General features: G+C 62.2%; 14 protein-coding genes. 10 read left to right on the forward strand and 4 right to left on the reverse strand.

Features of this window, described 5'->3' with window-relative positions; genetic code table 11:
* Positions 1-233: 233 nt before the first annotated feature.
* From LLH00_09495 to LLH00_09530, 8 genes are all read left to right on the forward strand, one after another.
* Positions 234-2,498 carry a PAS domain S-box protein gene (locus LLH00_09495; GenBank protein ID MCE5271501.1) on the forward strand — a complete coding sequence of 755 codons (2,265 nt, stop codon included), beginning with the start codon at positions 234-236 and terminating at the stop codon, positions 2,496-2,498.
* Positions 2,470-3,786 carry a sigma-54 dependent transcriptional regulator gene (locus LLH00_09500; GenBank protein MCE5271502.1) on the forward strand — a complete coding sequence of 439 codons (1,317 nt, stop codon included), beginning with the start codon at positions 2,470-2,472 and terminating at the stop codon, positions 3,784-3,786. Before LLH00_09495 ends, LLH00_09500 begins: the two co-directional genes overlap by 29 nt.
* A 212-nt stretch (positions 3,787-3,998) precedes the next feature.
* Positions 3,999-4,415 carry a response regulator gene (locus LLH00_09505; protein MCE5271503.1) on the forward strand — a complete coding sequence of 139 codons (417 nt, stop codon included), beginning with the start codon at positions 3,999-4,001 and terminating at the stop codon, positions 4,413-4,415.
* A 203-nt stretch (positions 4,416-4,618) separates the two neighbouring features.
* Complete coding sequence (locus LLH00_09510) at positions 4,619-7,831, forward strand: TonB-dependent receptor (protein MCE5271504.1); 3,213 nt, start codon at positions 4,619-4,621, stop codon at positions 7,829-7,831.
* Positions 7,832-7,900: 69 nt separating this feature from the next.
* On the forward strand, positions 7,901-11,200 hold the full coding sequence (locus LLH00_09515) for a hypothetical protein (GenBank protein ID MCE5271505.1): 3,300 nt from the start codon (positions 7,901-7,903) through the stop codon (positions 11,198-11,200).
* Between the two features lie 62 nt (positions 11,201-11,262).
* Positions 11,263-12,474, forward strand: a complete 1,212-nt coding sequence (locus LLH00_09520) for a PorV/PorQ family protein (GenBank protein MCE5271506.1) — start codon at positions 11,263-11,265, stop codon at positions 12,472-12,474.
* Positions 12,475-12,757: 283 nt separating this feature from the next.
* Positions 12,758-13,711, forward strand: a complete 954-nt coding sequence (locus LLH00_09525; GenBank protein MCE5271507.1) for a sugar phosphate isomerase/epimerase — start codon at positions 12,758-12,760, stop codon at positions 13,709-13,711.
* 12 nt (positions 13,712-13,723) lie between these two features.
* Positions 13,724-13,879: a hypothetical protein gene (locus tag LLH00_09530; GenBank protein MCE5271508.1), complete on the forward strand. Its 156-nt coding sequence runs from the start codon at positions 13,724-13,726 to the stop codon at positions 13,877-13,879.
* A gap of 55 nt (positions 13,880-13,934) precedes the next feature.
* Here the strand turns inward: LLH00_09530 and LLH00_09535 are convergent, their stop codons facing one another.
* Both LLH00_09535 and LLH00_09540 read right to left on the reverse strand, forming a co-directional pair.
* On the reverse strand, positions 13,935-15,368 hold the full coding sequence (locus LLH00_09535) for an RtcB family protein (GenBank protein ID MCE5271509.1): 1,434 nt from the start codon (positions 15,366-15,368) through the stop codon (positions 13,935-13,937).
* 120 nt (positions 15,369-15,488) lie between these two features.
* On the reverse strand, positions 15,489-16,034 hold the full coding sequence (locus LLH00_09540) for a hypothetical protein (protein MCE5271510.1): 546 nt from the start codon (positions 16,032-16,034) through the stop codon (positions 15,489-15,491).
* Between the two features lie 205 nt (positions 16,035-16,239).
* Here LLH00_09540 and LLH00_09545 point away from each other — a divergent pair, with 205 nt between their 5' ends.
* The gene (locus tag LLH00_09545) at positions 16,240-16,935 is read left to right on the forward strand and encodes a DUF502 domain-containing protein (GenBank protein MCE5271511.1); all 696 of its coding nucleotides are present in this window, start codon (positions 16,240-16,242) and stop codon (positions 16,933-16,935) included.
* A 10-nt stretch (positions 16,936-16,945) separates the two neighbouring features.
* Here the strand turns inward: LLH00_09545 and LLH00_09550 are convergent, their stop codons facing one another.
* Complete coding sequence (locus tag LLH00_09550; GenBank protein ID MCE5271512.1) at positions 16,946-19,033, reverse strand: hypothetical protein; 2,088 nt, start codon at positions 19,031-19,033, stop codon at positions 16,946-16,948.
* The gene (locus tag LLH00_09555; GenBank protein MCE5271513.1) at positions 19,021-19,893 is read right to left on the reverse strand and encodes an SH3 domain-containing protein; all 873 of its coding nucleotides are present in this window, start codon (positions 19,891-19,893) and stop codon (positions 19,021-19,023) included. Before LLH00_09555 ends, LLH00_09550 begins: the two co-directional genes overlap by 13 nt.
* A gap of 513 nt (positions 19,894-20,406) precedes the next feature.
* Between LLH00_09555 and LLH00_09560 the strand changes: the two genes are divergently transcribed.
* Positions 20,407-22,152 carry a carbon starvation protein A gene (locus tag LLH00_09560; GenBank protein ID MCE5271514.1) on the forward strand — a complete coding sequence of 582 codons (1,746 nt, stop codon included), beginning with the start codon at positions 20,407-20,409 and terminating at the stop codon, positions 22,150-22,152.
* The last annotated feature ends 34 nt before the right edge of the window (positions 22,153-22,186 follow it).

Genomic DNA, 22,186 nt, shown 5'->3' on the forward strand with positions numbered 1-22,186 from the left:
ACCTTAGCCTGCCCTGCGTGGTCATAAGATTGTAACTCTCCCTTTTGCGGACTGCTTCGGGTTTTAGCTTGTATATTGTCCCGCCGGGTATTAGTTTTTCGGCGTGAAATAATGTTCTTCACGGTTTTTCGGGCTTGCCGCACTTGACTGACGGTCGGAGAGCCTCTAAATTGCCTTTTCGCAAGGTTTTGAACGTGGTCTGCAAGGCGACTTCAACTACCCGCGGTTGAGCGATGAGCGCCAGAAAGCCGACATACGAGCAATTGGAGCAGCGTATCCTGGAGCTGGAGGAGAACGCGCGCCGCGGCGCCCTGGCCGAGCGCTCCCTGCACAGCATCGAGAGAAGCTACGCCGAGACGCTGAAGAACCTGGACAAGATGTGCCGGGAGATATACTCGATCCGCTCTATGGTCGGGATGCCGCAGATCTACCTGGACGAGAACTGGAATATCGTGGGCTACTCGGCGGACGCCCCGCTGCTCAGCCGCCGGGTGGTACGTTACACCCGCGAGCGCCGCAACATCCGCGAGTTTTTCCAGGAAAGCGATTTCGAAAAGATTTCCCGTCACCTTCAGAAAATCGCCTCACTGGAAAACCTGCCCTACGACGAGGGCCGCGAGTGGAAGCTGGCCTATGCCGGCCCGGCCGCGCCGGATGATCTGGAGCGGAACTGGATCATCTACCGTCACACCGAAAACTGCCATTGGAAGGTGCTGCCGCGCGAGGGCGGAGGGTTCAAGATCTACCATGCCCCGCACACCGATGATTACCTCGACTGTTGCCTGATGTCGGTGAGCGAGTTCGGCAGCGAGTTCGAGGACATCCGCCTGGTCTACACTATCCGCACCTCGCAGCGCAGCGAGGATATCCGCGACCTTTCCACGATCCTCTCGGGCTCCTCCGGGCTGGAGGCGGTCACCCCGGACATGTTCGGCTACACGGTCTGCCTGGGTTCGAATTACAACTCCGAGGGCCGTATCCAGAAACACGGCGCCAATGTGATCACCCGACCCGAGTCGCTGGACACCGGCTCCGAGTACCGGGTGGTGATCGAGCGCGTGGGCGGCTGTGTCCGCCGCTGGGTGACCAACACCGCCACGGGCAGCGAGATTCCGCTGCTGGAGTTCATCGACAGCAACGCGGTCTATTTCGGCCAGAACCACATCGGGTTCTACACATTCAGCGGTGAGGCCGAGTTCTACGACCTCCAGGTCTACACCCGCCAGTCGCGTTTCGAGCTGGAGCAGTTCCGCATCCCGATCGATATCGAGGTGGGTCTGCGCGACGATAAGCTGCGCGACAACGTATTCCGGCTCAAGTACGCCAAGAACGAGATCATGGGCAAAACCCTGCACACCCTGATGCTCGAGGATATCACCAAGCGCAAGGCCGATGAGGAGGCGCTGCGCGAGAGCGAGGAAAAATACCGCCGCCTGTTCGAGGAATCGCGGGTCGCCCTGAGCATCACCACCCCGGAGGGCCGTTTCCTGGACGTGAACCTGGAGATGACCAACCTGTTCGGCTACACCCACGAGGAGTTCATGCGCCTGCCGGCGGATGACCTGTATATCAACGTCGAGGACCGGATCATCTATCTGGGCGTGCTGGAGCGCAAGGGCTACGTGCGCGACTACGAGCTGCGGATGAAGCGCAAGGACGGCTCGATGGTGGAATGCCTGATCACCTCGACCGTGCACCGCAACCGTGACGGCTCGGTCTATTGCATCCAGGGCAGCATCCAGGACACCACCGAGCGCAAGCGGATGGAGGCCCAGATCAAGGAGTCGCAGCGCATGGAGGTGATCGGGCGGCTGGCCTCGGGCGTGGCCCACGAGGTGCGCAACCCGCTGAACGCGATCCTGGCGATCACCGAGGCCCTGTTCCAGGACATCGGGGACAACCCGGAGTACAGTCCCTACCTGGAGCACATCCGCACCCAGGTGGACCGTCTGGCCCTGCTGATGAAAGATCTCCTGGAGCTGGGCAAGCCGCTCAAGCGCGAAAGCTTCGTCCGCGACTCCATCCGCTCGATCTGCTCCGAGGCGATCGAACTGTGGAAACAGTCCTCCAGCCTGGGTGCGCGCAAGGTGCGCCTGGTGGTCGGCGCCGAGGGCGGGCGGCTGGAGGTGTTCGGCAACGGCAGCAAGCTCAAGCAGGTGGTGATGAACCTGCTGGAGAACGCGGCCCAGCACAGCCCCGAGGAAAGCGAGATCGTGGTGGAGGTCGGCCTCGGCCAGAGCGGCATGCTCTCGGTCAAGATCCGCGACCGCGGCACCGGCATCTCGCCGGAGCTGCTGCCCGAGGTGTTCAAGCCGTTTTTCACCACCCGCAACCGCGGCGCCGGGCTCGGGCTCAGTATAGTAAAAAGCATAATCGAGACTCACGGCGGCCAGACTGAGCTGTTCAACAACGACCCCGGCCCGGGACTGACAGTGGAAGTGACTTTGCCCCTGGCTCAGGAAGACGGGAATGAAGAAAAATATACTGCTGGTGGATGACGATCCGGGCATCCGGTTCGGCTACACCAAGTTTTTCACACGCAACGGCTACAACCTCACCGCGGTGGCCTCGCTGGGCCAGGCCCGCAGCGCCGTGGCCGCGAACCGTTTCGATGCGGCCCTGCTGGACATGGTGCTGCCCGACGGGAACAGTTTCGACTGGATTGAGGAACTGCGTCGCGACCATCCCGACATCGCCCTGGTGGTGATCACAGGCCACGGCGATATTCCCACCGCCGTGGAGGCGATCCACCGCGGGGCCGATAATTTCCTGACCAAACCGGTGAGCCTGGAGGAGCTTTCGGTCATCCTGCAGAAAAGCCTGGAACTGGGCAGCCTGCGCCGCCGGCAGCTCACCACCCAGCAGCTCGGGCGAAACGGCGGCGCGTTTTTCGGCGAGCACCCGCTGATGCAGAAAGTGATGGAGCTGGCCGCCCTGGCCGCCGAGAACGATTCCCCGGTCCTGCTCCAGGGTGAGACCGGCACCGGCAAGGGGGTGCTGGCGCGCTGGATCCACGACAACGGGGTCTGGAGCAGCAACCCCTACGTGGATATCAACTGCTCCAGCCTGAAAGGCGACCTTTTCGCCAGCGAGCTGTTCGGTCACGCCCGGGGGGCGTTCACCTCGGCCAACCAGGAAAAGCCGGGGCTGATCGAGGTGGCCGACGGGGGGACGCTGTTCCTGGACGAGATCAGCGACATGCCGCCCGGGGTGCAGGCCGAGTTCCTCAAGGTGATCGAGGAAAAGCAGTACCGCCGTCTGGGCGAGGTCCTGGTCCGGCGCAGCGAGTTCCGCCTGATCTGCTCCTCCAACCAGAACCTGATGAAAAAGGTGTCCGAGGCCACTTTCCGCCAGGACCTCTTTTTCCGGATCAACGTGTTCCCGATCCAGTTGCCGCCGTTGCGCGCCCGCCGGGACGATATCCCGGCCCTGGCCCGCAGCATCCTGATCTCCCTGGGCTCCAGCACCGAAAACCTGAGTCCCGAGGCGATGGACCTTCTGGTGGCCCATTCCTGGCCCGGCAACATCCGCGAGCTGCGCAACGTCCTGGAGCGCGCCATCCTGCTTAGCCGTAACGGCCGCCTGACCGCCCGCCATCTGTCCGGCCTGGGCGGCGGCTCTCTGCCCGAGAGCGAAAGTCAGCCGGTCGGGCTGGAGGAGATGGAAAAAAGCCACATCAGCCAGATTCTCGACCGCTTCAACGGCGACACCCGCAAGGCCGCCGAGGTGCTCGGGATTTCGCTGGCCACGCTCTACCGCAAGATAAAAAAACTCCGAATCGGCTGATCTGGCTCCCGGCCCTGTGCTGAGAGTCTTTGCTGACGATTGGGGTAGCGCCGCGGACCATTCTCAGAAAAGTAGCTTTTTTTTACGATTTTGAGAATCGACGCTCCGGTGACAGATAGCCTAACTTGTTGAAAACAAATAAAGATGCCACGCTCAACGGCGTGGCATCTTTTTTGTCTTATACGTATCGAACCTTTCTCCCGCGGGGCGTGATGACACCGAAAAGAATCCTTCTTGTGGACGACGAGACTGCGGTTTTGTTCGCCTACAAAAAAGTCCTCCAGCGCACTGGTTTGCTGGTTGACGCGACGGATTCCAAGAAGGAAACGATCCGGCTGCTGGAGCGGCATGCCTACGACGTGGCGATCTTGGACCTGAGGCTCAGCGGCGGGACCTGCGAGGAAGGCTTCGAGCTGATGTCGGTCATCAAGAGCAAGGCGCCCTCCACCAAGATCATGCTGATCACGGCTTACGGCAATCCCGAAATACAGGACAAAGCCACCCGGCTGGGGGCGGATTTCTATTTCGAAAAGCCTGTCTCCACCAAGTTCATCCAGGAGGCGCTGCGCCTGGCCGGTGTGCCGATCCAGGATGACGAGATTTCGAAAGTGATCTGGAAGTTCAATTGATGTGCGGGCTGCCCGCGGCGGGGCGGCCGTGCTTGCTTGTCTCAAGGATGAGCTGGTTTGCGCTGTCTGGTTCGAGTGGTTTTAAGAACTCGAAGAGTCGAACTGAAACCTTAACGTGAGGTCCGGGAGGTGCTGCCTATGGAGTGACCGTGACTTTTGTCCGCTTTCATGTTGCTCCGTTCCAATTTCAATTGGGGGATTACATGCAACACAGAATCTCACTCGTACACGTGTCGCGGATGCTGGCGCTGGCGGCGACGCTGGTGCTGGTGAATGCGGCGCTGATCCTGGCCCAGCTCAGCACGGCGAAGGTCGAGGGTGTTGTCCGTGACAAAGATACGGGCAAGCCCTTGCAGGGTGCGCAGGTCACCATCGAGGGCACCCGATTGGGTAACGTGACCAATGCAGATGGTTACTTCTTTATCCTGAACGTGCCGCCCGGACGCCAGTCGATCACCTTCACTTTCACCGGTTATCAGAAGATGACGGTTGCCGACCAGCTCCTGCTGGCCGGCCAGACCGCGACTGTCAACGGCACCATGAGTTCGACCGTGGTGGAGATGCAGGGGATTACGGTCGAGGGTGAAGCCGAAGTGCTTGTCCCGCGCGACAACACGGTGACCAAGCAGCGTATGACCTCCGCGGATGTCAAAGAGACCCCGGCGACCAAGCTTGAGGACATGATGGTCCTGCAGGCCGGCGTCCAGGTCGGTGGCCGTGACGCCGAGGCGCGCGGTCTCCGTATCCGCGGCGGCCGTCTGGGTGAGGAAGGTATGGTGGTGGACGGCGTGATGGTGCGCAACTACACCGCCAACCCCTTCCAGAGCGGCCAGGGCTGGATTTTCGAGACTGAAATCGGTTCCCAGGGCGAGGACACCACGCCTCTGGAGATTTCGTCCGACGCCGTGGAGCAGGTGGATATCATCACCGGCGGCTTCCAGGCCGAGTATGGTAACGCGCAGTCCGGTATCGTCAACATCGTCACCAAGGAAGGCGGCGCGGACTATCGCGGGAGCGTGCGTTTCACCACCGACCAGCAGCAGCCCCGCACCTCGGACTGGGGTTACAACCAAGTCCAGACAAGTGTCGGCGGGCCGGTGCCCCTGGTCAAGAACATGTATTTCCACGGTTCGGGAGAAATCCAGGGCTTTGCCGACCGTATCGCCACTCACGCGGATGAGGGTTTCCGCGGGGTCAACCAGGACTTCGTCGACCGCCTGAACAATGCGGTGCGCAACGACCCGGTCCTGGGCGAGCGCGGCACTCCTTACACTCTGGAAATGCTCAAGACCGGCCATGAATTCTATGCCAGCCACACCGGGGGGTTGGAATCGCTGTTCTCCCCGCCCAATCCGGTGCGCCTGCCCGGCAACTGGCAGGACCGCACCCTGGCCACCGGCAAGATGACCTATTCACCGATGGACGGCGTCAAGCTGCTGGCCATCGACAGCTGGTCGCGCAACCAGCAGTCCTATCCCACCGGCTACACGGCTGAGGGTAACTATTTCCAGACCGGTGTCGTCGACCGGACCACCGATTTTTACAAAAATTACCTCAGCACGTACTGGGACCTCAGTCCCTGGTGGACCAAGGGCTACGACAGGTTCTACGTGCCGCAGGGCTACGGTCGCCGCACAAAGACCAACGTGCTGACCCTGGGCGCCGATTACGATTTCTGGCGCAGCACCCAGCGCAGCGCCACCCTGCAGCTCCGCTACTGGAAAATGTCCTCGCAGGACATCAACACCGCCAGCCTGAAGACCAACTGGGAACGGGACACGTTCCTGAGCTGGTCTCCGCACGACATCCAGTTCGAGGTCGAGACCTGGCCGGGCAAGGAAGGTCTGACCACGGATGACATGAAGCGCGCCTACCTGCCCGACGGCGCCACCGGCTGGAAGCAGTACGTGCCGTTCGAGGGTCCCTTCGGCGTTGAGGAGGAGACCTTCTACTACATGAACTACGGCTATCTGTCCGAGCACCAGAACAACTACAAGGCCGACCTCGACCTGCAGATCGACCGGCGTAACCGCGCCAAGATCGGGTTCCAGTCGACCTACATCAACAACAACGTTTTCCGCACCAACTACACCACCGAGAAGCGCGATCCGCGCAACGAGTTCCGCTACAAGCCCCTGATTTATGCGGTCTATGCGCAGAACCGCACCGATCTCGGCGATTTCGTGTTCGACTATGGCCTGCGGTATGACGGGTTCCAGCACAACCGGAACTGGGGCATCACCTCGCTGGACGCCTGGGGTGAGACGGTCAACCCCCGCACGCTGCACGAATGGTCGCCGCGTTTCGATGTCGCTTTCCCGGTGACCGACAAGTCGCAGATGCGTTTCAGCTACGGCGTATTCACCCAGCTGCCCAGCCTGGACATGATGTATGCCGGATCCAGCGGCGGCTCGCCGTTTATGAACCCCGGTGGCCTGGAATTCAGCCGCACGGACGCTTTCGAGTCCGGCCTGAGCTATCTGGTGACTCCCGACATGGTCCTCGACGTCGTCGCCTTCTACCGCGATGTTGACGGCAACGTGGCCACCAAGGCTTATTTCCGTGACTACTACGCCTGGCATCGCCAGGAGCGTTTCCGTGAGTGGAACCAGGGCTATGTCAACCGCGACAACGGCAACATCAAGGGCGTGGATTTCAAGCTGCAGCGCCGCTTCTCCAACAATTTCTCCTATAACCTGATGTACACCCTGCAGTACAGCCGCACGACCGGCAGCTCCTACAACAGCAGCCAGGGCGTCGGCGACTTCGACGCCACGTCGAACGAGCTGTTCGTTCCGCCCGATGAGTTGCGTCCGATCGACGGTGACCGTTCGCACAAGCTGACTGCCCAGTTCAACTATCTCGTTCCGCAGGATTTCAAGGCCGGGACGATCTACAACAAGATTCTGGGCAACGTGAGTGCTTACGCGGTGTTCCAGCTGCTTAGCGGCGAGCCTCTGCTCAGCCGCAACGGTTCCTCGTACACCGGCAGCGAGAACTCGAGCCTGACCGATCAGTGGGGTGGCTACAACTTCTTCCGCGGCCGCTGGTACACGAACATCGACACCCGCTTCTCCAAGCGGTTCACCATCGGTGGCTCGCGCCAGTTGTCAGTGTTCGGCGAGGTTTACAACCTGTTGAACCGCAAGAACAATACTCCGTATCCTCATCCGCGTTCCTATGAGGATGCTTCGCACATCACCGGCGGCGAAGATGTAAGCTGGGATGGGATTGCCAATGAACCCAGCAACCGCACCCATGTGCGTTTCAACGCGGATTTCAACGGCGACGGGATCCTGACAGTGGATGAAGCCGCTTTGGGCGCCATTGCCGAGGACTTCGTGACCTCGACCATGGACAAGCGTCTCTGGGGCACTGCGCGCCAGATTCGCATGGGGGTCGATTTCTCCTTCTGAGCCGGTTCTGGCAGACGCTCAGAAGACAGTGTTCTGCTTAATTATGCGTAAAATAAGCAGGAGATCATTATGATACGAAAAGGCATTCTGCTGGTTACCCTTGCGGCGCTGGTCGGCCTGCTGGCATCACCGGCCTCGGCCGAGCGGCTCGCGCAGCGGATATCCCGCGGAAACAACGTGGGAATGGGACTGATGACCGGTTGGGCCATGCCGTGGATCACCGCGACCTGGTCTGGCAACACCCTTCAGTTCCCGAAGGGTTCAGGTAACTTAATAGGGAACGACTGCTGGACATTCGGTATAGCCACCGCCCGCGATTTCAACGGCGACGGTCTGGCTGAAGATACTCTGGTACTCGGTTCCGGCGGTCGTGACAACATGGCCGGCTACTGCTCGCCGTTCCCTTGGGCCGAGCAGCTCATCAACGCGGAAGGCGCGGTGGAGCCGAACATGGAAGGTCACATGGCCGAGCTGGAGTTCAACCGTATCTGGACCAGTCTGGACGCGCAGGAGCTGGCCGACTGGCCGCGGGAAGGGCGCGAAGGCTTCGCGGCTGACGGCGCCCCGATCCTGCACGGCGCCGAGACCATGTTCACCCACTCGGGCGATGTGTTCAACTCCTGGGGCGGTCCGACCAACGGTTTCTACATGGCCTGGAGCATGTATTTCCTGGACTTCGCCGAGAGCAACAACATGGTCTATGTCCATGTGTTGACCAGTAACGTCACCATGTACGAAAAGTACAACCCGACGTACGGTGGAGCCTCCGCCGCCAAACCGGACCCGCGTTGCGTGGCCAACCCGGACGGCTGGGACTGGAAGGGCATGGTCCTGTTCGAGAACCGCCGCGGCTGGGATTACGGCTGGACCGGCAACGGTGCGGCCTGGGCTTACCATCCGGAAAAAGAGATCGTCACTTTCTGGAGCCGTCAGCCCACTATCTCCAATTTCACTCCCAACACCCCCGCGCTGATGGGCGGCAAGATGCTGAAAAAGCCCATGCTGCGCGGCCAGGTGGCCGAGATGACCAACCTCTGGAACACCACGGACGACAGGTATCCAGAGTTCGGGTTCTCGGGTGCGGGCAACCTGCTGGCCTCCGGTCTGCCTCTGAGTGTGCAGTACCAGTGCGGACGGGGCACCTACCCGTTCTTCAAAGGTATGATCAGCCCCCTGACCGGCCGCGAGGTTATGGGCTGGCCGGGCGTGCTCTATCCCAGCGACAGCCGCTATCATCAGTGGGTTTGGGGTGGACGCGGTAACTGGCAGACCTATACCTTCTGGAGCGAGCTGACCGATGTCGCCCCGCGTGACACGTTCTCCTTCGATTACGTGATCATGTTCTCGCCCTCCGGCGTGACTCCGCTGGTGGCTCCGACCTACGACATCGCCAACATCGACGCCCCGATGATGCAGGAGGCTTTCGCCCCGCAGGCGCATTACGCCGACGTGGCGCAGGGCGTGTTCGACGGCGGGTTCGTCACTCCGGCCACGCCGGTTCCCCCGCTGATGACAATCGTCCCGGGCGATCGCGAGGTGACTATCACCTGGAGCGATGTCAATCTCCAGACTCCGGATCCATACGCCTTGTTCCTGGAGCAGAATCCGGAGCTGGACCCGGAGCACCTCTACCGGAAGTTCGATTTCGAAGGCTACCGCCTGTACCGCAGCTTTGTCGGCCCGAACGACTCGCACAGCGAGATGATCTACAAGTGCAGCCTGACGGACGGCAACCTGACATTCTTCTATGTCGACAAGCTGGAGAGCGACCAGCCCTATTTCCGCATGCGTAACGGGATGAAGGTCTGGTACGCTCTGGTGCCTTACGACCGCAACTACGATCCGGCCACCGGAGCGGCGTTCAGCCTGCCCGATCCGACCAGCGGCAAGGCCTGGAACCGTGCGGGCGAGTCCGGCCTGTACAACGTGATCCCGCGCAGCGACGCCAGCGATTTCAGGGTCGCTTCGATGGGCAACGTGGCTTTCAGCCCGGCGACAGCCGCCAATTACCTGGAAGGCCCGACCGTTAACCTGACCGGCGATGGCAACGGGAAGCTGACTGAGGCTCCGAAGGTGATAATGCCTTCGATCAAGGAAGTGAAGTTCCTTCCGGTCAACAACGAACGTATCACCTCCGACATGACAGTCAACCTGGTCTGCACGGACCAGGGCGTCTGGAGCGTAAGCTGCGGCGGTAACCGTATGCAGGGCACCCGCACGATGCAGATCGTGGAAGGGGCGAAGAGCGGTATCGGCCAGGACCTGATCGGCGGCAGCGACAACGAGCAGACCCTGACCTACCAGGGCCCGGCGGATGCCGAGGGCATCAACTACGCCTTCGATGTCACCTTCCAGGGTATGCAGCAGTCCGGGCAGTATCAGTCATACTACTATGATATGGATCCCGGAACATACACCGGCGGCGAGATCGACCTGCCGACCGCGCGTTCCTGCGGCTCGGACTCCAAGCCGGGCACCTCGCCCAGCAACGTGGCGATGGCCAAGGCCGGTCGTTTCACCATCACCTGGAAGGACGCCGGTGGCGGTAAGATGACGGTCGAGGTGAAGGACATAGTGCGTGGTATCACCATACCGCATGTCGACTATCCCGACCAGTACGGCTGGGGCTTCCAGACCAAGGAAGGCTTCGGAGCCGATATCGGTTCCGCAGGCAATCGTGGTGTGTATTATGACGAGGCCTTCTCCAATCAGGTGCCGGTCAGCCAGCGTACGGTGAAGATGCCGGAGACCATATCGGCCGACAACACCGAGCATTTCGGCCTGTGGCTGAACGGTGGCCTGTGGCGTATCTCCTCGGGCGGCGGCGATGGCATCACCATGCCGACAGCCGGCACGGTCTGGACCGCCACCAACGCCTTCGGCAGCTGGAACGGCGATGGGACGGTCTTCACCCAGGTGCCGGACCTGCCCTGGCTGGGCGACAAGTGGACGATCGAGATCAAGAAGAGCACGCTGGACGCCAAGGATGCCGACCTGAGCAAGATCAAGGTCGTCCCGAACCCGTACATCGCCAGCTCGTTCCTCGACCTGTCGGCCACGCAGCGCCGTGTCGATTTCGTCAACCTGCCCGATCGTTGCACCATCCGTATCTATACGTTGGGCGGCAACCTGGTCAACGTGCTGAACCATATCGGGTCGAACCGTTCCGGCTGGGGCAATTACACCGACTGGGACCGTCTGACCCTGAGTGAACCCAAAGTCATGACCGGCTACGACAACCACAGCGGCACCGAACCGTGGAACCTGAGAAACCGCTTCGGCCAGACGATCGCCAGCGGTCTCTATTTCTACCACGTGACGGATACGCGAGGGAAGACTTACACCGGCAAGTTCTACGTCATCGACTGAGGCCCGTTTATGATCGCGAGCTTGAACGGAAACTTTCCCCGCAGCCTTTATGGAGGTTTGATATGATAAGGAAGACGGCCATACGAGCCATGCTTACGGCCTGTGCGGTCCTGTCGCTGGTGGCGGTCAGCCTGCATGCGCAGGGGGTAAGCCGGCAGGACTACACGGGACTGGACAAATACCTGGAACAGGGCCGGATGGACAACTCCTCGTTTGTTGGAGTCCGCGCGGCTGAGTTCCTGACGATCCCGGTGGGTGCACGGGGCATCGCCCTGGGCAGCGCCTACGCGGCGATTACGGACGACATCAGCTCGATCTGGTGGAACCCGGCCGGTTTGGGTTTCATGCGTAACCGCGAGGTGATGCTGAACGTGGTCGACTACACCCTCGACCTGACCTACAGCTATGCCGCCGCCGCGTTCCCGATGAGCGACGGTAAAATAGTGGTGGGCGGGTTCTTCGGCTATCTCGACATCCCGGATATCGAGATCACCACAGTCAGTTCGCCCGAGGGCACCGGATCGACTTTCAACGCCTATGATTTTCAGATGGGCGGCAGCTTCGCCTACAACTTCAGCGACCGTTTCATGGGTGGCATGAGCTTGAAGTACGTGCACCAGGACATGTGGGGCAACATGGGCGCCAACGCTTTCGCCATTGACGCCGGTGCGATCTACCACACCGAGTTCATGGACCGCGAGATCCGCTTCGCTTTCGCGATCCAGAACCTGGGCACGAACATGACGTTCAGCGGCCCGAACCTGCTGACCGATATCGGCCCGCAGGGTGAGGACGGCAGTTTCCCCGGTGGGTACAACGATTTCAGCACCGATCCCTACGCGATCAGCCGTCGCTCCTCGCGTGAGGTCATGATGCGCACCCACACCTACCGTCTGCCGACCACGATGAAGATTGCGTTGGCCTACAACCTGTACACCAGCGAGAAGGTCAACTGGCTGGCCTCCGCCGAACTTTGGCGCCCCAGCTACATCCCCATCTCCTATGCCACCGGCACCGAGCTGAACTACAACTTCAACCCGACCATTTCCGCTGCCCTGCGGATGGGTTGGCAGATACAGACCGACGAGTACACCGAGGACAAGGATCAGTTCGGGTATGATTACCTGGGCGATGATCCGACCTGGCGCGGCCTGAGCTTCGGCGGCGGCATCCAGCGCAGCTTCGGTGACAAGACCCTGCGTTTCAACTATGCCTACAAGAACAAGGGAAGACTGTCTGCGGACAACTTCTTCTCCATGTCCTTCGGCTTCTAAGGCTGGACGCAGAGCCGGTACTGAAGGCGCCCCCGGTCCGCCGGGGGCGCCTTTTTATTGCCCGTCTGAAACAGGGTGGTTGCGGGGCAGGCCGGTTCCCTCTATCACATTTCTGCTTTGATCCTTATTCAGGGCTAAACCCGCCTTTCTATATTAACTCATCCCTCGGACACAGGGACTTTCAGGGCTTGGCGGTCCATCCCCTCATCGGTTGCATGGGGATAGGCTTGTCTGTCAGGCCCGGCTGTCGAACACTAACTGAAGAAAACAGGAAAGACCTGGAATGAAAATCAACCGGACCGGTCACGCCCTCGGGGCAGTGCCGGAAAAAGTCCTCAACGGCCGGGCCAGGCTGGGTTTCTCGACAATGGTCCTGGCGGAATACAAGCTGGCCGATGCCCTGGAACGGATGTCGTCCCAAGGGGTCAGGAATGTCGAGCTCTGGGCCGACATCAGCCATCTCGACCCGCGCAACAGCTCCGAGAACGCGGCTGCGGCCGCCCGTCAGGTCTTCGACAGCGGGATGCGGGTGCTCTCGATCCACGCGCCTTTCACGGTGCGGCCGGACGATCCGCTGGAAAAGCAGCTCCTCGACTGGGAGGTGCTGGCCTGCCAGACCATCGCCCGGGCGGATTATCTGGGCGCCTCGATCGTGGTGCTGCACCCGATGACCGATGCGCTCGATGAGAGTAACCCGGCCTACACCCGAGTGGTCCGGCATACCACCAACGCCCTGTACCGCCTGTCCGACATCGCGGCGGTCCTGGATGTCCGGCTGGCCGTGGAGAATATGCCCTCGGCCGGGGGCGGACGGTTCGGGCGTTCCCTGGAGGAGCTTTTTCTGCTGGTCGAGTCGAGCGGGCGGGACAACCTGGGCCTCTGCCTGGACACCGGCCACGTGGTGGTCAACGGCGGCAGCCTGACCCGCAGCGTCGAGGCGGTCAGCGACCGCCTGTTCTCGATCCACCTGCACGACAACCTGTACGGCCAGCCGGATGATCTGCATCTCATCCCGGGCCAGGGCGAAATCGACTGGGCCGGCCTGTGTGACACGCTGGAGGCCATCGGCTACAGCGGCAACCTGGTGCTGGAGCTGGACGGCAAGAAAAATGCTTTGGAAGTGTTCTCGGAAGGGGTCAGGTTTGCCTGCGATTTTTTCTCGAACGGACAGACAGTTCCGCAGGGACGGCGCGAAAAAGCCCTGACCGAGACCGCGGGTGGAAACACCAACCTCTGAGGAGGGAAAACGATGTTCGACTATCGGCCGCTCGAGTTCGAGACCTCGCTTATCGCGATGCTCAAAGCCGTGCCCTGGCAGTCGATGTGGGAAAAGCTGAAGCGGGTCCTGCGCCGCGGCGGTTACCCGGTGGTCGCCGGTGGAGCGGCCGCCGCGATCGAACAGTAGGATCCCGGCCGGTCTGAGCTTGAAAGCGGTCGGCGGGGCCACTCTCCGGTGGCGGTCAGCCCTTGACCACGCCCACGGGCAGCATGCGGGCCACCTTGCGCCCCAGCCCGGAGGCGTGCACCACCCGCACCACCTCGTCCACGTCCTTGTACGCCTCCGGCATTTCCTCGGCCAGGGTGTTGCGCTCGCGGCTGAGCACCCGGATGCCGCGCGCCTCCAGCTCCCGCGCCAGGTGCCGTCCCGCCGACTGGCGGATCGCCTGTTTGCGCGACATCAGCCGTCCCGCCCCGTGGCAGCAGCTCCCGAACGACTCGTCCATCGCTTTCTGCGTGCCGGCCAGGATCCAGCTGGCCGTGCCCATGCTCCCCGGCACCAGCACCGGCTGGCCCACCGCGCGGCAATCGGCGGGCACCTCGGGCCGTCCCGGCCCGAACGAGCGCGTGGCGCCCTTGCGGTGCACCCAGACCTCGCGCTCGCGGCCCCCGACACGGTGGCGCTCCAGCTTGGCGTTGTTGTGGCCGATGTCGTAGACCAGGCGCGCCCGCAAGGTGGAGGCCGAGACTTTCAGCGTGGCCTGGATGGACTTGACCGCCAGGTGCATCAGCATCTGACGGTTGGCCCAGGCGTAGTTGGCCGCGGCGCTCATGGCCGCGATGTAGCCGCGTCCGGCCTCGCTGCGGATGGGCGCGCAGGCGAGCTGGCGGTCGGGAAGGTTGAGGCGGCTGTGGGCGGCCTCGCGGTTCATGATTTCGAGGTAATCCTCGCACACCTGGTGGCCCAGGCCCCGCGAGCCGGAGTGGATAAACAGCAGCAGCTGACCCTCGGCCAGCCCGAAAGCGGCCGCCGCCGCCGGGTCGAACACCCGCTCCACCTGCTGCAGCTCGATGAAATGGTTGCCACTGCCCAGGGTGCCCAGTTGGTCGGCGCCGCGCTTGCAGGCCCGGTCCGAGACCCTGGCCGGGTCGGCCCCGGCCAGGCAGCCGTTCTCCTCGCAGCGCTCCAGGTCGGCCTCGGAGCCCCAGCCCTGTTCCACCATCCAACGCGCCCCCTGGCGCAGCACCCGCTCCAGCTCGCGCCGGGCGAGGGTCAGCTCGCCACCCTGGCCCACTCCGCAGGGCACGTCGCGGAACAGGCCGTCCACCAGCCCGGCCAGCCGCTCCCGCACTTCGGCGAAAGCCAGCCCCGTTGCCACCACCCGCACGCCGCAGTTGATATCGTAGCCCACGCCGCCGGGGCTGATCACCCCCTCCTCGGGGTCCATCGCCGCCACCCCGCCGATGGGGAAGCCGTAGCCCCAGTGGATGTCGGGCATGGCCAGGGAGGCCCCGACTATGCCGGGCAGCCAGGCCACGTTGGCCACCTGCTCCAGGGCGTTGTCGGCCCGGATGCGCTCCAGCATGGCTGCGGAGGCCCAGATACGCCCCGGCGCCCGCATGCCCTCGCGGGCCGGAATCTCCCAGCGGTATTCATCCAGCGGCTTGAGTTCCATTCACGGCTCCCTGAAAAACCACCTTCTGAATCATGCGCAGCGGCGGGCGGAAAGTCAAACCCCTGCCCCAAGGAAGAACACTCCGTGCAGCAGGGGCTGGATATCCGATGGAGAAGAGTCTCAGGCCTGGACCGGCTTTGCGGTCGAGAATAACTGACGGGTCCGGCCTTTCAGCAGGTAGACTGTCCAGAGCGCGTGCCAGATCAGGCCGGTGACCGCGGCGCCGATCACGTGCAGGTTGCGGGCATCGGCAAACCACGCCTCGAACGACAGTTGCGCGGTCCAGACTGTCCCGGCGGCGGCCACGACCAGAGCGGCCAGGTAGCCGGGCAGGCGCAGGCGCCAGAGCTGGCGGCCGATCAGAAGGAAAAGCAGCACCGCCGCGGGCAGGACATACAGCAGGGAGGCGTCGTTCCAGATGAGGAGGTTGTAGTCCCAGCCGCGCGCGACTTTCACTCCCACGGTGATCAGGGCGTTCAGCACCGCGATCAGCGGCAGAACGTAGCCGTAGACCACGCCGAAGAACGATACCCCAATGGGCCGCAGGCGCCAGAGTTCATCCTTGTGGTGGTTGCGCTGATAGACGATGTAGGCGAGGAGAAGTCCGAAAAAGCTGACCCCATAGGCCAGGCTCATGCCCAGGACCACGCTGAAACCCTTGTTCATCGGGCCGCCTCCGGCTGGAAGGCTTGAATTTGAGAGGCTGGAATGAAACATTAAAGTAAAGCCTGGCCAGGCCTTTGTCAACGGAGAAAGCCTTGTCCGGGCCGCTCGATGGAGCTAAATTCCACCTTCTCCGGTTTCCGGTCGGTGAGGACGGAGCCGCCTGTGTGCGGGAGAGAGGAAAATGGAAGGGAAGGAGTCGCGTACAATGCTTTTGCAGAGAATGATCGGATTGTTCCGGCGTCAGTTCACCTCGGGCCTGCTCATCATGGTCCCGCTCATCACCACGATCTTCGTGGTAGTCTGGTTTTTCCGGGCGCTGGACCAGATCCTGGGCCGCTATTTCGCCAAGCTGCTCGGGGATTACATCGTCGGGGTGGGATTTGTCAGCCTGATCCTGCTGATCTGGGTGGTGGGGGTGCTCGGACGGACCTACATCGGCAGCAAGCTCAACCAGCTCAAGGATTTCCTGATCGAGCGCATCCCGCTCATCGGCTCGGTGTTCGCCTCGGTGAAGAAAGTGAGCGACGGCCTGCTGGAGATGAACACGGGCAGTTTCGAGCAGGTGGTGCTGGTGGAGTATCCGCGCCAGGGGCTCTACGCCATCGGCTTCGTCACCAGCCGTCAGCCGAGCCAGGTCCACAGCTACCCCGGGGGCGTGCCCGAGGGCCGGATCGCCCACGTGTTCGTGCCCTCGGTGCCCAATCCCACCTCGGGCTATATCCTGCTGGTTCCGGAGGAGCAGCTGCACCGGCTGATGCTGAGCGTGGAGGACGCGATGAAGCTGATCCTGAGCCTGGGCATGATCAGCCCCTCCGAGTACAACCTGAAAAAGTTCAGCTTCGACTCGGTCCCGGCGACCCGGACCGCGGCTCTGAGCCGCGGCGGGGGCGAGAACATCTGAGACGGGTGCGTTACGGCCTGATGGTCACGCTGACCGTGTCGGCGCGCTGGGCGCCCATGTCGTCGGTCACGGTGTAGGTGATCAGGAACGTGCCCGCATTGTGGTAGTAGCGGTATCCCGGCACCGAGATCGTGTCCGCGGCGATCCCGCTTCCCGCCCCGTAGTTCCAGGCCCGCGAGACAATCCGCCCGCCGGGGTCGGAATCCAGCCCGATCACGGTCACAGTGTCGTTGCGCGCGAAGACCTCGCCGGTCATCGGCGAGAGTATCTCGGCGTTGGGACGGTTATTGGTCAGCACGGTGATGATCAAGGTGTCGGCTTTGACCGCCCCGCGGTTGTCCATGACGCTGTAGACCACCGGGTATGTCCCGTCGATGGTGAAAGCCCGTTTTCCCGCCGCGGCCGAGGTGTCGCTCGGAGCGGCCGCCACCGCGTTGCCGAAAGTCCATTTCCGCGAGACGATGGCGCCGTCCGGGTCGGAATCCTGGGCCAGGAAATTCAGATTGACCCAGGCGCCGGCCGTGGTGTCGCGCGTGGGGGTGATGATGTAGGCGAGGGGCATCTGGTTGGGTGAGCCGGCCAGGACGTTGATGTTCAGTGAATCGGCGCTGCGGGCGCCGCTGTTGTCGGTGACCCGGAAATACAGACGGTAGGCCCCGGCCGCGGTGATACGGAGCCAGAGCGGGGGAGAGGACACGTCCAGCGTCTCCAGGCTGCCGTCCGGATGGCGCAGGGTCCATTCGCGCCGGGTGATGTTGCCGTCCGCATCACTGGCGTTGCCCCCCACCGGGAGCCGCTCGCCCGAGGTGATCGTGGTGTCGCCGGACAGGGTGTTGATGTGAGCGGTGGGGAGCTGGTTGGGCGTGACCGTCACCTGCACCGAGGCGCTGGCCTGGACCCCGTTGGCCCGAGAAACCGTGTAGCGCACGGTGAAAACCCCCACCTCCATGAAAACCTTCTCACCCGGCGTGGCGGTTACATCCCCCGTGCTGTCCAGCCCGCTGCCCTCACCCCAGGACCAGACCCGGCGCACTATTCCACCCCAGGGGTCGGAATCCGAGGCCCGGAAATTCACCGGAGCGCCCCGGGCCACGGTGGTGTCCCGCGACGGGGAGAGGATGGCCGTCTGCGGGGCGGCGATGGTGTCGACCACGCTGACCGTGACCGTGTCGGCGCTGCTCAGGCCCAGCTTGTCCCGCACGCCGTAGATGATCTCGTATGTCCCCGGCCGCGCGAAACGCCGCCAGCCGGCCACGGCCACCCGGTCGTGACCGTTGTTCAAGCCGCTGCCAGCAGGCCAGACCCAGGCGCGGCTGCTCACCTTGGCCGAGGTCTCGATCTCCAGCGCCTCGAAAAACAGGCTGTCCCCCACATCCACGGTGGTGTCGGCCGCGGGCGAGATTATGGCCACGTAGGTGGGGGTGGCGTTCTGAACCACCTCGACCTGCACGGTGTCCGCGGCCAGCCGTCCCCGGTTGTCCACGATCTGGTAGACCATCTCGAACACTCCGGGCTGCCGCCAGGTGACAGTGCCGGGGTCCTGTCCCTGAAAATCGGCGAGGCCGCTGCCCGGGCCGAAACTCCAGAGCCGCCCCTCCACCGTGCCGTCAGCCGGCAGGAACTCCTCCACCACGGGGTGGAAGCTGGCGCCGAGGATGACCGCGGTGTCAGCGGGGGGGAAATCGATCACCACCCCGAACGCCGGGGCGGGCAGAATGATGAGGCTGAATGTCTCCGCGCCGCTGCGTCCGCTGGAGTCCTGCACGGTGACAGTGATCCGGTGCGTTCCGGCCGGAAGGTCGGAGCGGCTGAAAGTCAGGCTGTCCGAGAGCGGCCCGGCCAGGCTGGAGCGCCAGACCGCCGAGCGCAGTGCCACGCCCTGGTCGTCGAACGCGGTCGCGGCCGAGACCCGGAAAGTCACGGGCTGGCCCTGACGGAACACGGAACTGTCGGCCGGGGCGTCGACCGTCACGGTCAAAACCTCGGTCAACGGGTCGTAGGGGTTGTCCCGCGGAAGGTCGCGGCAGGCGGAAAGCCACGCCAGCAGAAGCAGCGCCGCAAGACGGACGGCTGTGACAGTGGTCCTCAGAACTCGCATGTCAGGCTCAGGTCGATCCTTCCGTTCGTGTCGCCCGGGGAGAGCGCCAGGTTCGGCCGCGGCAGGAACAGGAAATGGTCGGTCACGTTGAACGCATAGAGCCCGGCGGTCCCGGCCAGCAGCCAGACCGACAGGTTCCGCCGGTCATCGGAGCGGGAGAGCAGGCGGTCGAACTCGCTCTGCGGGCTGCCGGCGGGCAGGGCCCGGTAGTCGTCACGCAGTGAATTGTAGCTGTTCCGGGCCCAGAGGCCCGAGGCGGCGCAGCCGGCGGTGAGGCCCAGCATCAGGCCGCCGCGCCAGCGCTGGCCCACTTTCATCCGGCTCGCGCCGGGGATGAAAGCCCAGGCCGCACCCACGGCTGGGACCTCGCGCTGCACTCTGAACTTTTGGCCGCCGTTCTTTTTCTGCTGCATGGAGGTTGCCGCCGACTCCTCCGGCCGCACCTCGGCGATACCGGCCTCCAGGGTCTGGCGCACGTTGTCCAGTTTCTGGCTCACCTGGTCCACCCGCTGGTTCAGGTTCTCGATCTGCGTCTCCAGATGCCCCACCTCGGCGGTCGAGGGGCCGGCCTGCTCCAGGCGGGCCAGCTTGGCGAACAGCCAGGCCTCGCGGCCCTTGTAGACGATCCGGAACCAGCCGGGACGGGTGGCGGTGACCGGGAAACGGTCGCCGGCCAGGGCGCGTCCCAGGCGCTTGAACTTGGTGCCCGGTCCGCTGCGGAGGTTGGCGTAGCTGTTGGTTATCACGGCCTGGCCCTGCACCTGGGCGAACGAGACGGCCGGTGTGAACGCGCATAGAGTGGCGGCCAGGGCCAGCGCCAGGCCCAGTCCGTGTGGGAATAACCTTCCGGTCGGCAGCATGGTCGATGAGTCCCTGGCGGAGAGTAAGAGTGGTTTGTGCTGTGTTTTCATTTGGAGGAAGAATCCATAATTAATTGAATGATAAGATATTACGGAACGGCTGGCCCGGAGTTTCCCCGGTCGGACAGTGTTGCCGTCCAGCCGGCAATGAATGCCTTTATGCATATTCCGGGCCAGGACTGACGCGGGCTGCGGACATGCACCTGTAAGTTCAGCGGAATAACTGCAAGAAAAGAGTATTTGTTGTTTACAAATCCGTTGCAACAGTCCATATTTCACGCTATTGGGCAAGTCAGTCCGGACAGGACGGGAGCCGGGTCAGTCAGGCAATCCTTCCAGGGCGGAGGGCTGCCGGCAAGGTTTCCGCCCTCCGGCCGGAGGAGTCCGAGGCAAGCTTTGAAACCCGCCAAAACGCCTTGACAGTCTGTGAGATAGAGGCCGAACGAAGCAGGCGATCTGCCACCGGGAAAGCTCTTCGGTGGCCTACTCTGCTCAACGGAGGTAAAGGAAAAGATGAATGTTCTTATCTATCTGGCAGTCCCTATAATTGCTTTCGTCCTGGCGAGTAAATTATACGGAAAGTACGTTGCGCGGATTCTCGGTGAAGATGCGGGCAAACCTACCCCGGCGGTTACGATCAACGATGGGCGGGATTATGTTCCGACCAAGCGCTATGTGGTTTTCGCCCATCATTTTTCAGCCATCGCCGGAGCCGGTCCCATTATCGGCCCGACCATGGCGGTGCTCTACGGATTCGTTCCCGCGTGGATGTGGGTGGTAGTGGGAGGAATTTTCTTCGGAGCGGTGCATGATTTCTCAACGATGTTCATCAGCATGCGCGAAAAGGGGAAATCCATCGCCGAAGTTGCGCGGAACACGCTGGGCAAGACAGGTTTCAACCTGATGATCTCGTTTACGATCATGATGCTGCTGCTGGTGTGCTCGTCGTTTCTCAGCGCCACGGCGATCTCGCTGACTTCGCTTTGGCCGCTCGCCAAGCTTGGCATAGTCGAGGGCGCCGACTCGATCCTGAAAACCGTTACGACCGACGGAGTCACTTACGGCCGGATCGGCGGCATCGCGTCGACATCCGTCATCATCATAACGCTGTGCGCTCCCTGTCTCGGCTGGCTCATCCACAAGAAAGGGATCAGGACGCTTTACGCGTACCTGCTGGCTTCCTTCATCTGCATCGTGTCCATCCTCGCCGGTATAGCATTGCCTGTTTCCATGCAGCCTTTTCACTGGATGATCATCATATCCGTATATGTCCTCTTCGCGTCCGGGATGCCGGTCTGGCTGATCCTTCAGCCGCGTGATTTCATCAACGTGCAGATTCTGTACGGCGGGATTCTTCTGCTTGTGGTCTCGCTGGTATCTGTCGGCTTCGGCGGCGTGGCGATCTCGCTCCCGAGTGTGAATGTCGCCGAGGGCGCGAAAAGCCTCGGCATGATCTGGCCGATGATGTTCATCACGATAGCCTGCGGCGCGATATCGGGGTTTCATTCGCTTGTCGGCGGGGGCACGACCTGCAAGCAGTTGAGCCTCGAGACGGATGCGCGGAAAATCAGTTTCAATTCGATGCTCCTCGAATCGCTGCTGGCGGTCTGCGTCCTTCTCGCTCTGGGCGTGGGCTTGAATTTCGTGGATTATAAATCGATCGTCTGGCCATCGGACCCGCATGTAAAGTCGAACCCCATCCTGGGTTTTTCGCTGGCGGCGGGTAATCTGTTCCACCTGGGCCTGGGGATTCCGGTCTCGCTCGGAACCGTTTTCGGTATCCTGCTGGTCGAGGGCTTTGTCGTTACGACACTGGATGCCGCGGTGCGGCTGAACCGGTACCTGTTCGAGGAATTGTGGACCATCCTTTTCAAGTCGCCCAAGCCGCTGTTGAAGAACTACTGGTTCAATTCTCTCCTGACTGTAATCATAATGTTCATCCTCAGCTATTCGAACGCCTTTTCGGTGCTGTGGCCCATCTTCGGCACGGCAAACCAGCTTCTGGCCGCACTTGCCCTGATAACGGTAGCGAGCTGGCTGGCGCTCAGAGGCAGAAAATATGTCTTTGCGCTGTATCCGGCGCTTTTCATGCTCGCAACGACCATTACCGCGCTGGTGTTGCTGCTGAAAGGATATATAGCCAAGGGCAACTATATCCTGCTGGCCGTCGATCTGCTTCTGCTGATTCTTTCCATAGGCGTTGTAGCGCTTTCCATCCGGGTATTTCTCAAGAGGAAGGCGGAGCGGGTCAGCGCATAAAAGATTCAGGCTGGTTGATCTTTCAGTGGGGGGA

Source organism: bacterium (assembly GCA_021372515.1).
Taxonomy (GTDB): Bacteria; Gemmatimonadota; Glassbacteria; order GWA2-58-10; family GWA2-58-10; genus JAJFUG01.

Bases quoted from the DNA above. Each gene is read 5' to 3' on its own strand.
- LLH00_09495 (MCE5271501.1), top strand. From the start codon at position 234: ATGAGCGCCAGAAAGCCGACATACGAGCAATTGGAGCAGCGTATCCTG.
- LLH00_09500 (MCE5271502.1), top strand. From the start codon at position 2,470: ATGAAGAAAAATATACTGCTGGTGGATGACGATCCGGGCATCCGGTTC.
- LLH00_09505 (MCE5271503.1), top strand. From the start codon at position 3,999: ATGACACCGAAAAGAATCCTTCTTGTGGACGACGAGACTGCGGTTTTG.
- LLH00_09510 (MCE5271504.1), top strand. From the start codon at position 4,619: ATGCAACACAGAATCTCACTCGTACACGTGTCGCGGATGCTGGCGCTG.
- LLH00_09515 (MCE5271505.1), top strand. From the start codon at position 7,901: ATGATACGAAAAGGCATTCTGCTGGTTACCCTTGCGGCGCTGGTCGGC.
- LLH00_09520 (MCE5271506.1), top strand. From the start codon at position 11,263: ATGATAAGGAAGACGGCCATACGAGCCATGCTTACGGCCTGTGCGGTC.
- LLH00_09525 (MCE5271507.1), top strand. From the start codon at position 12,758: ATGAAAATCAACCGGACCGGTCACGCCCTCGGGGCAGTGCCGGAAAAA.
- LLH00_09530 (MCE5271508.1), top strand. From the start codon at position 13,724: ATGTTCGACTATCGGCCGCTCGAGTTCGAGACCTCGCTTATCGCGATG.
- LLH00_09535 (MCE5271509.1), bottom strand. From the start codon at position 15,368: ATGGAACTCAAGCCGCTGGATGAATACCGCTGGGAGATTCCGGCCCGC.
- LLH00_09540 (MCE5271510.1), bottom strand. From the start codon at position 16,034: ATGAACAAGGGTTTCAGCGTGGTCCTGGGCATGAGCCTGGCCTATGGG.
- LLH00_09545 (MCE5271511.1), top strand. From the start codon at position 16,240: ATGCTTTTGCAGAGAATGATCGGATTGTTCCGGCGTCAGTTCACCTCG.
- LLH00_09550 (MCE5271512.1), bottom strand. From the start codon at position 19,033: ATGCGAGTTCTGAGGACCACTGTCACAGCCGTCCGTCTTGCGGCGCTG.
- LLH00_09555 (MCE5271513.1), bottom strand. From the start codon at position 19,893: ATGCTGCCGACCGGAAGGTTATTCCCACACGGACTGGGCCTGGCGCTG.
- LLH00_09560 (MCE5271514.1), top strand. From the start codon at position 20,407: ATGAATGTTCTTATCTATCTGGCAGTCCCTATAATTGCTTTCGTCCTG.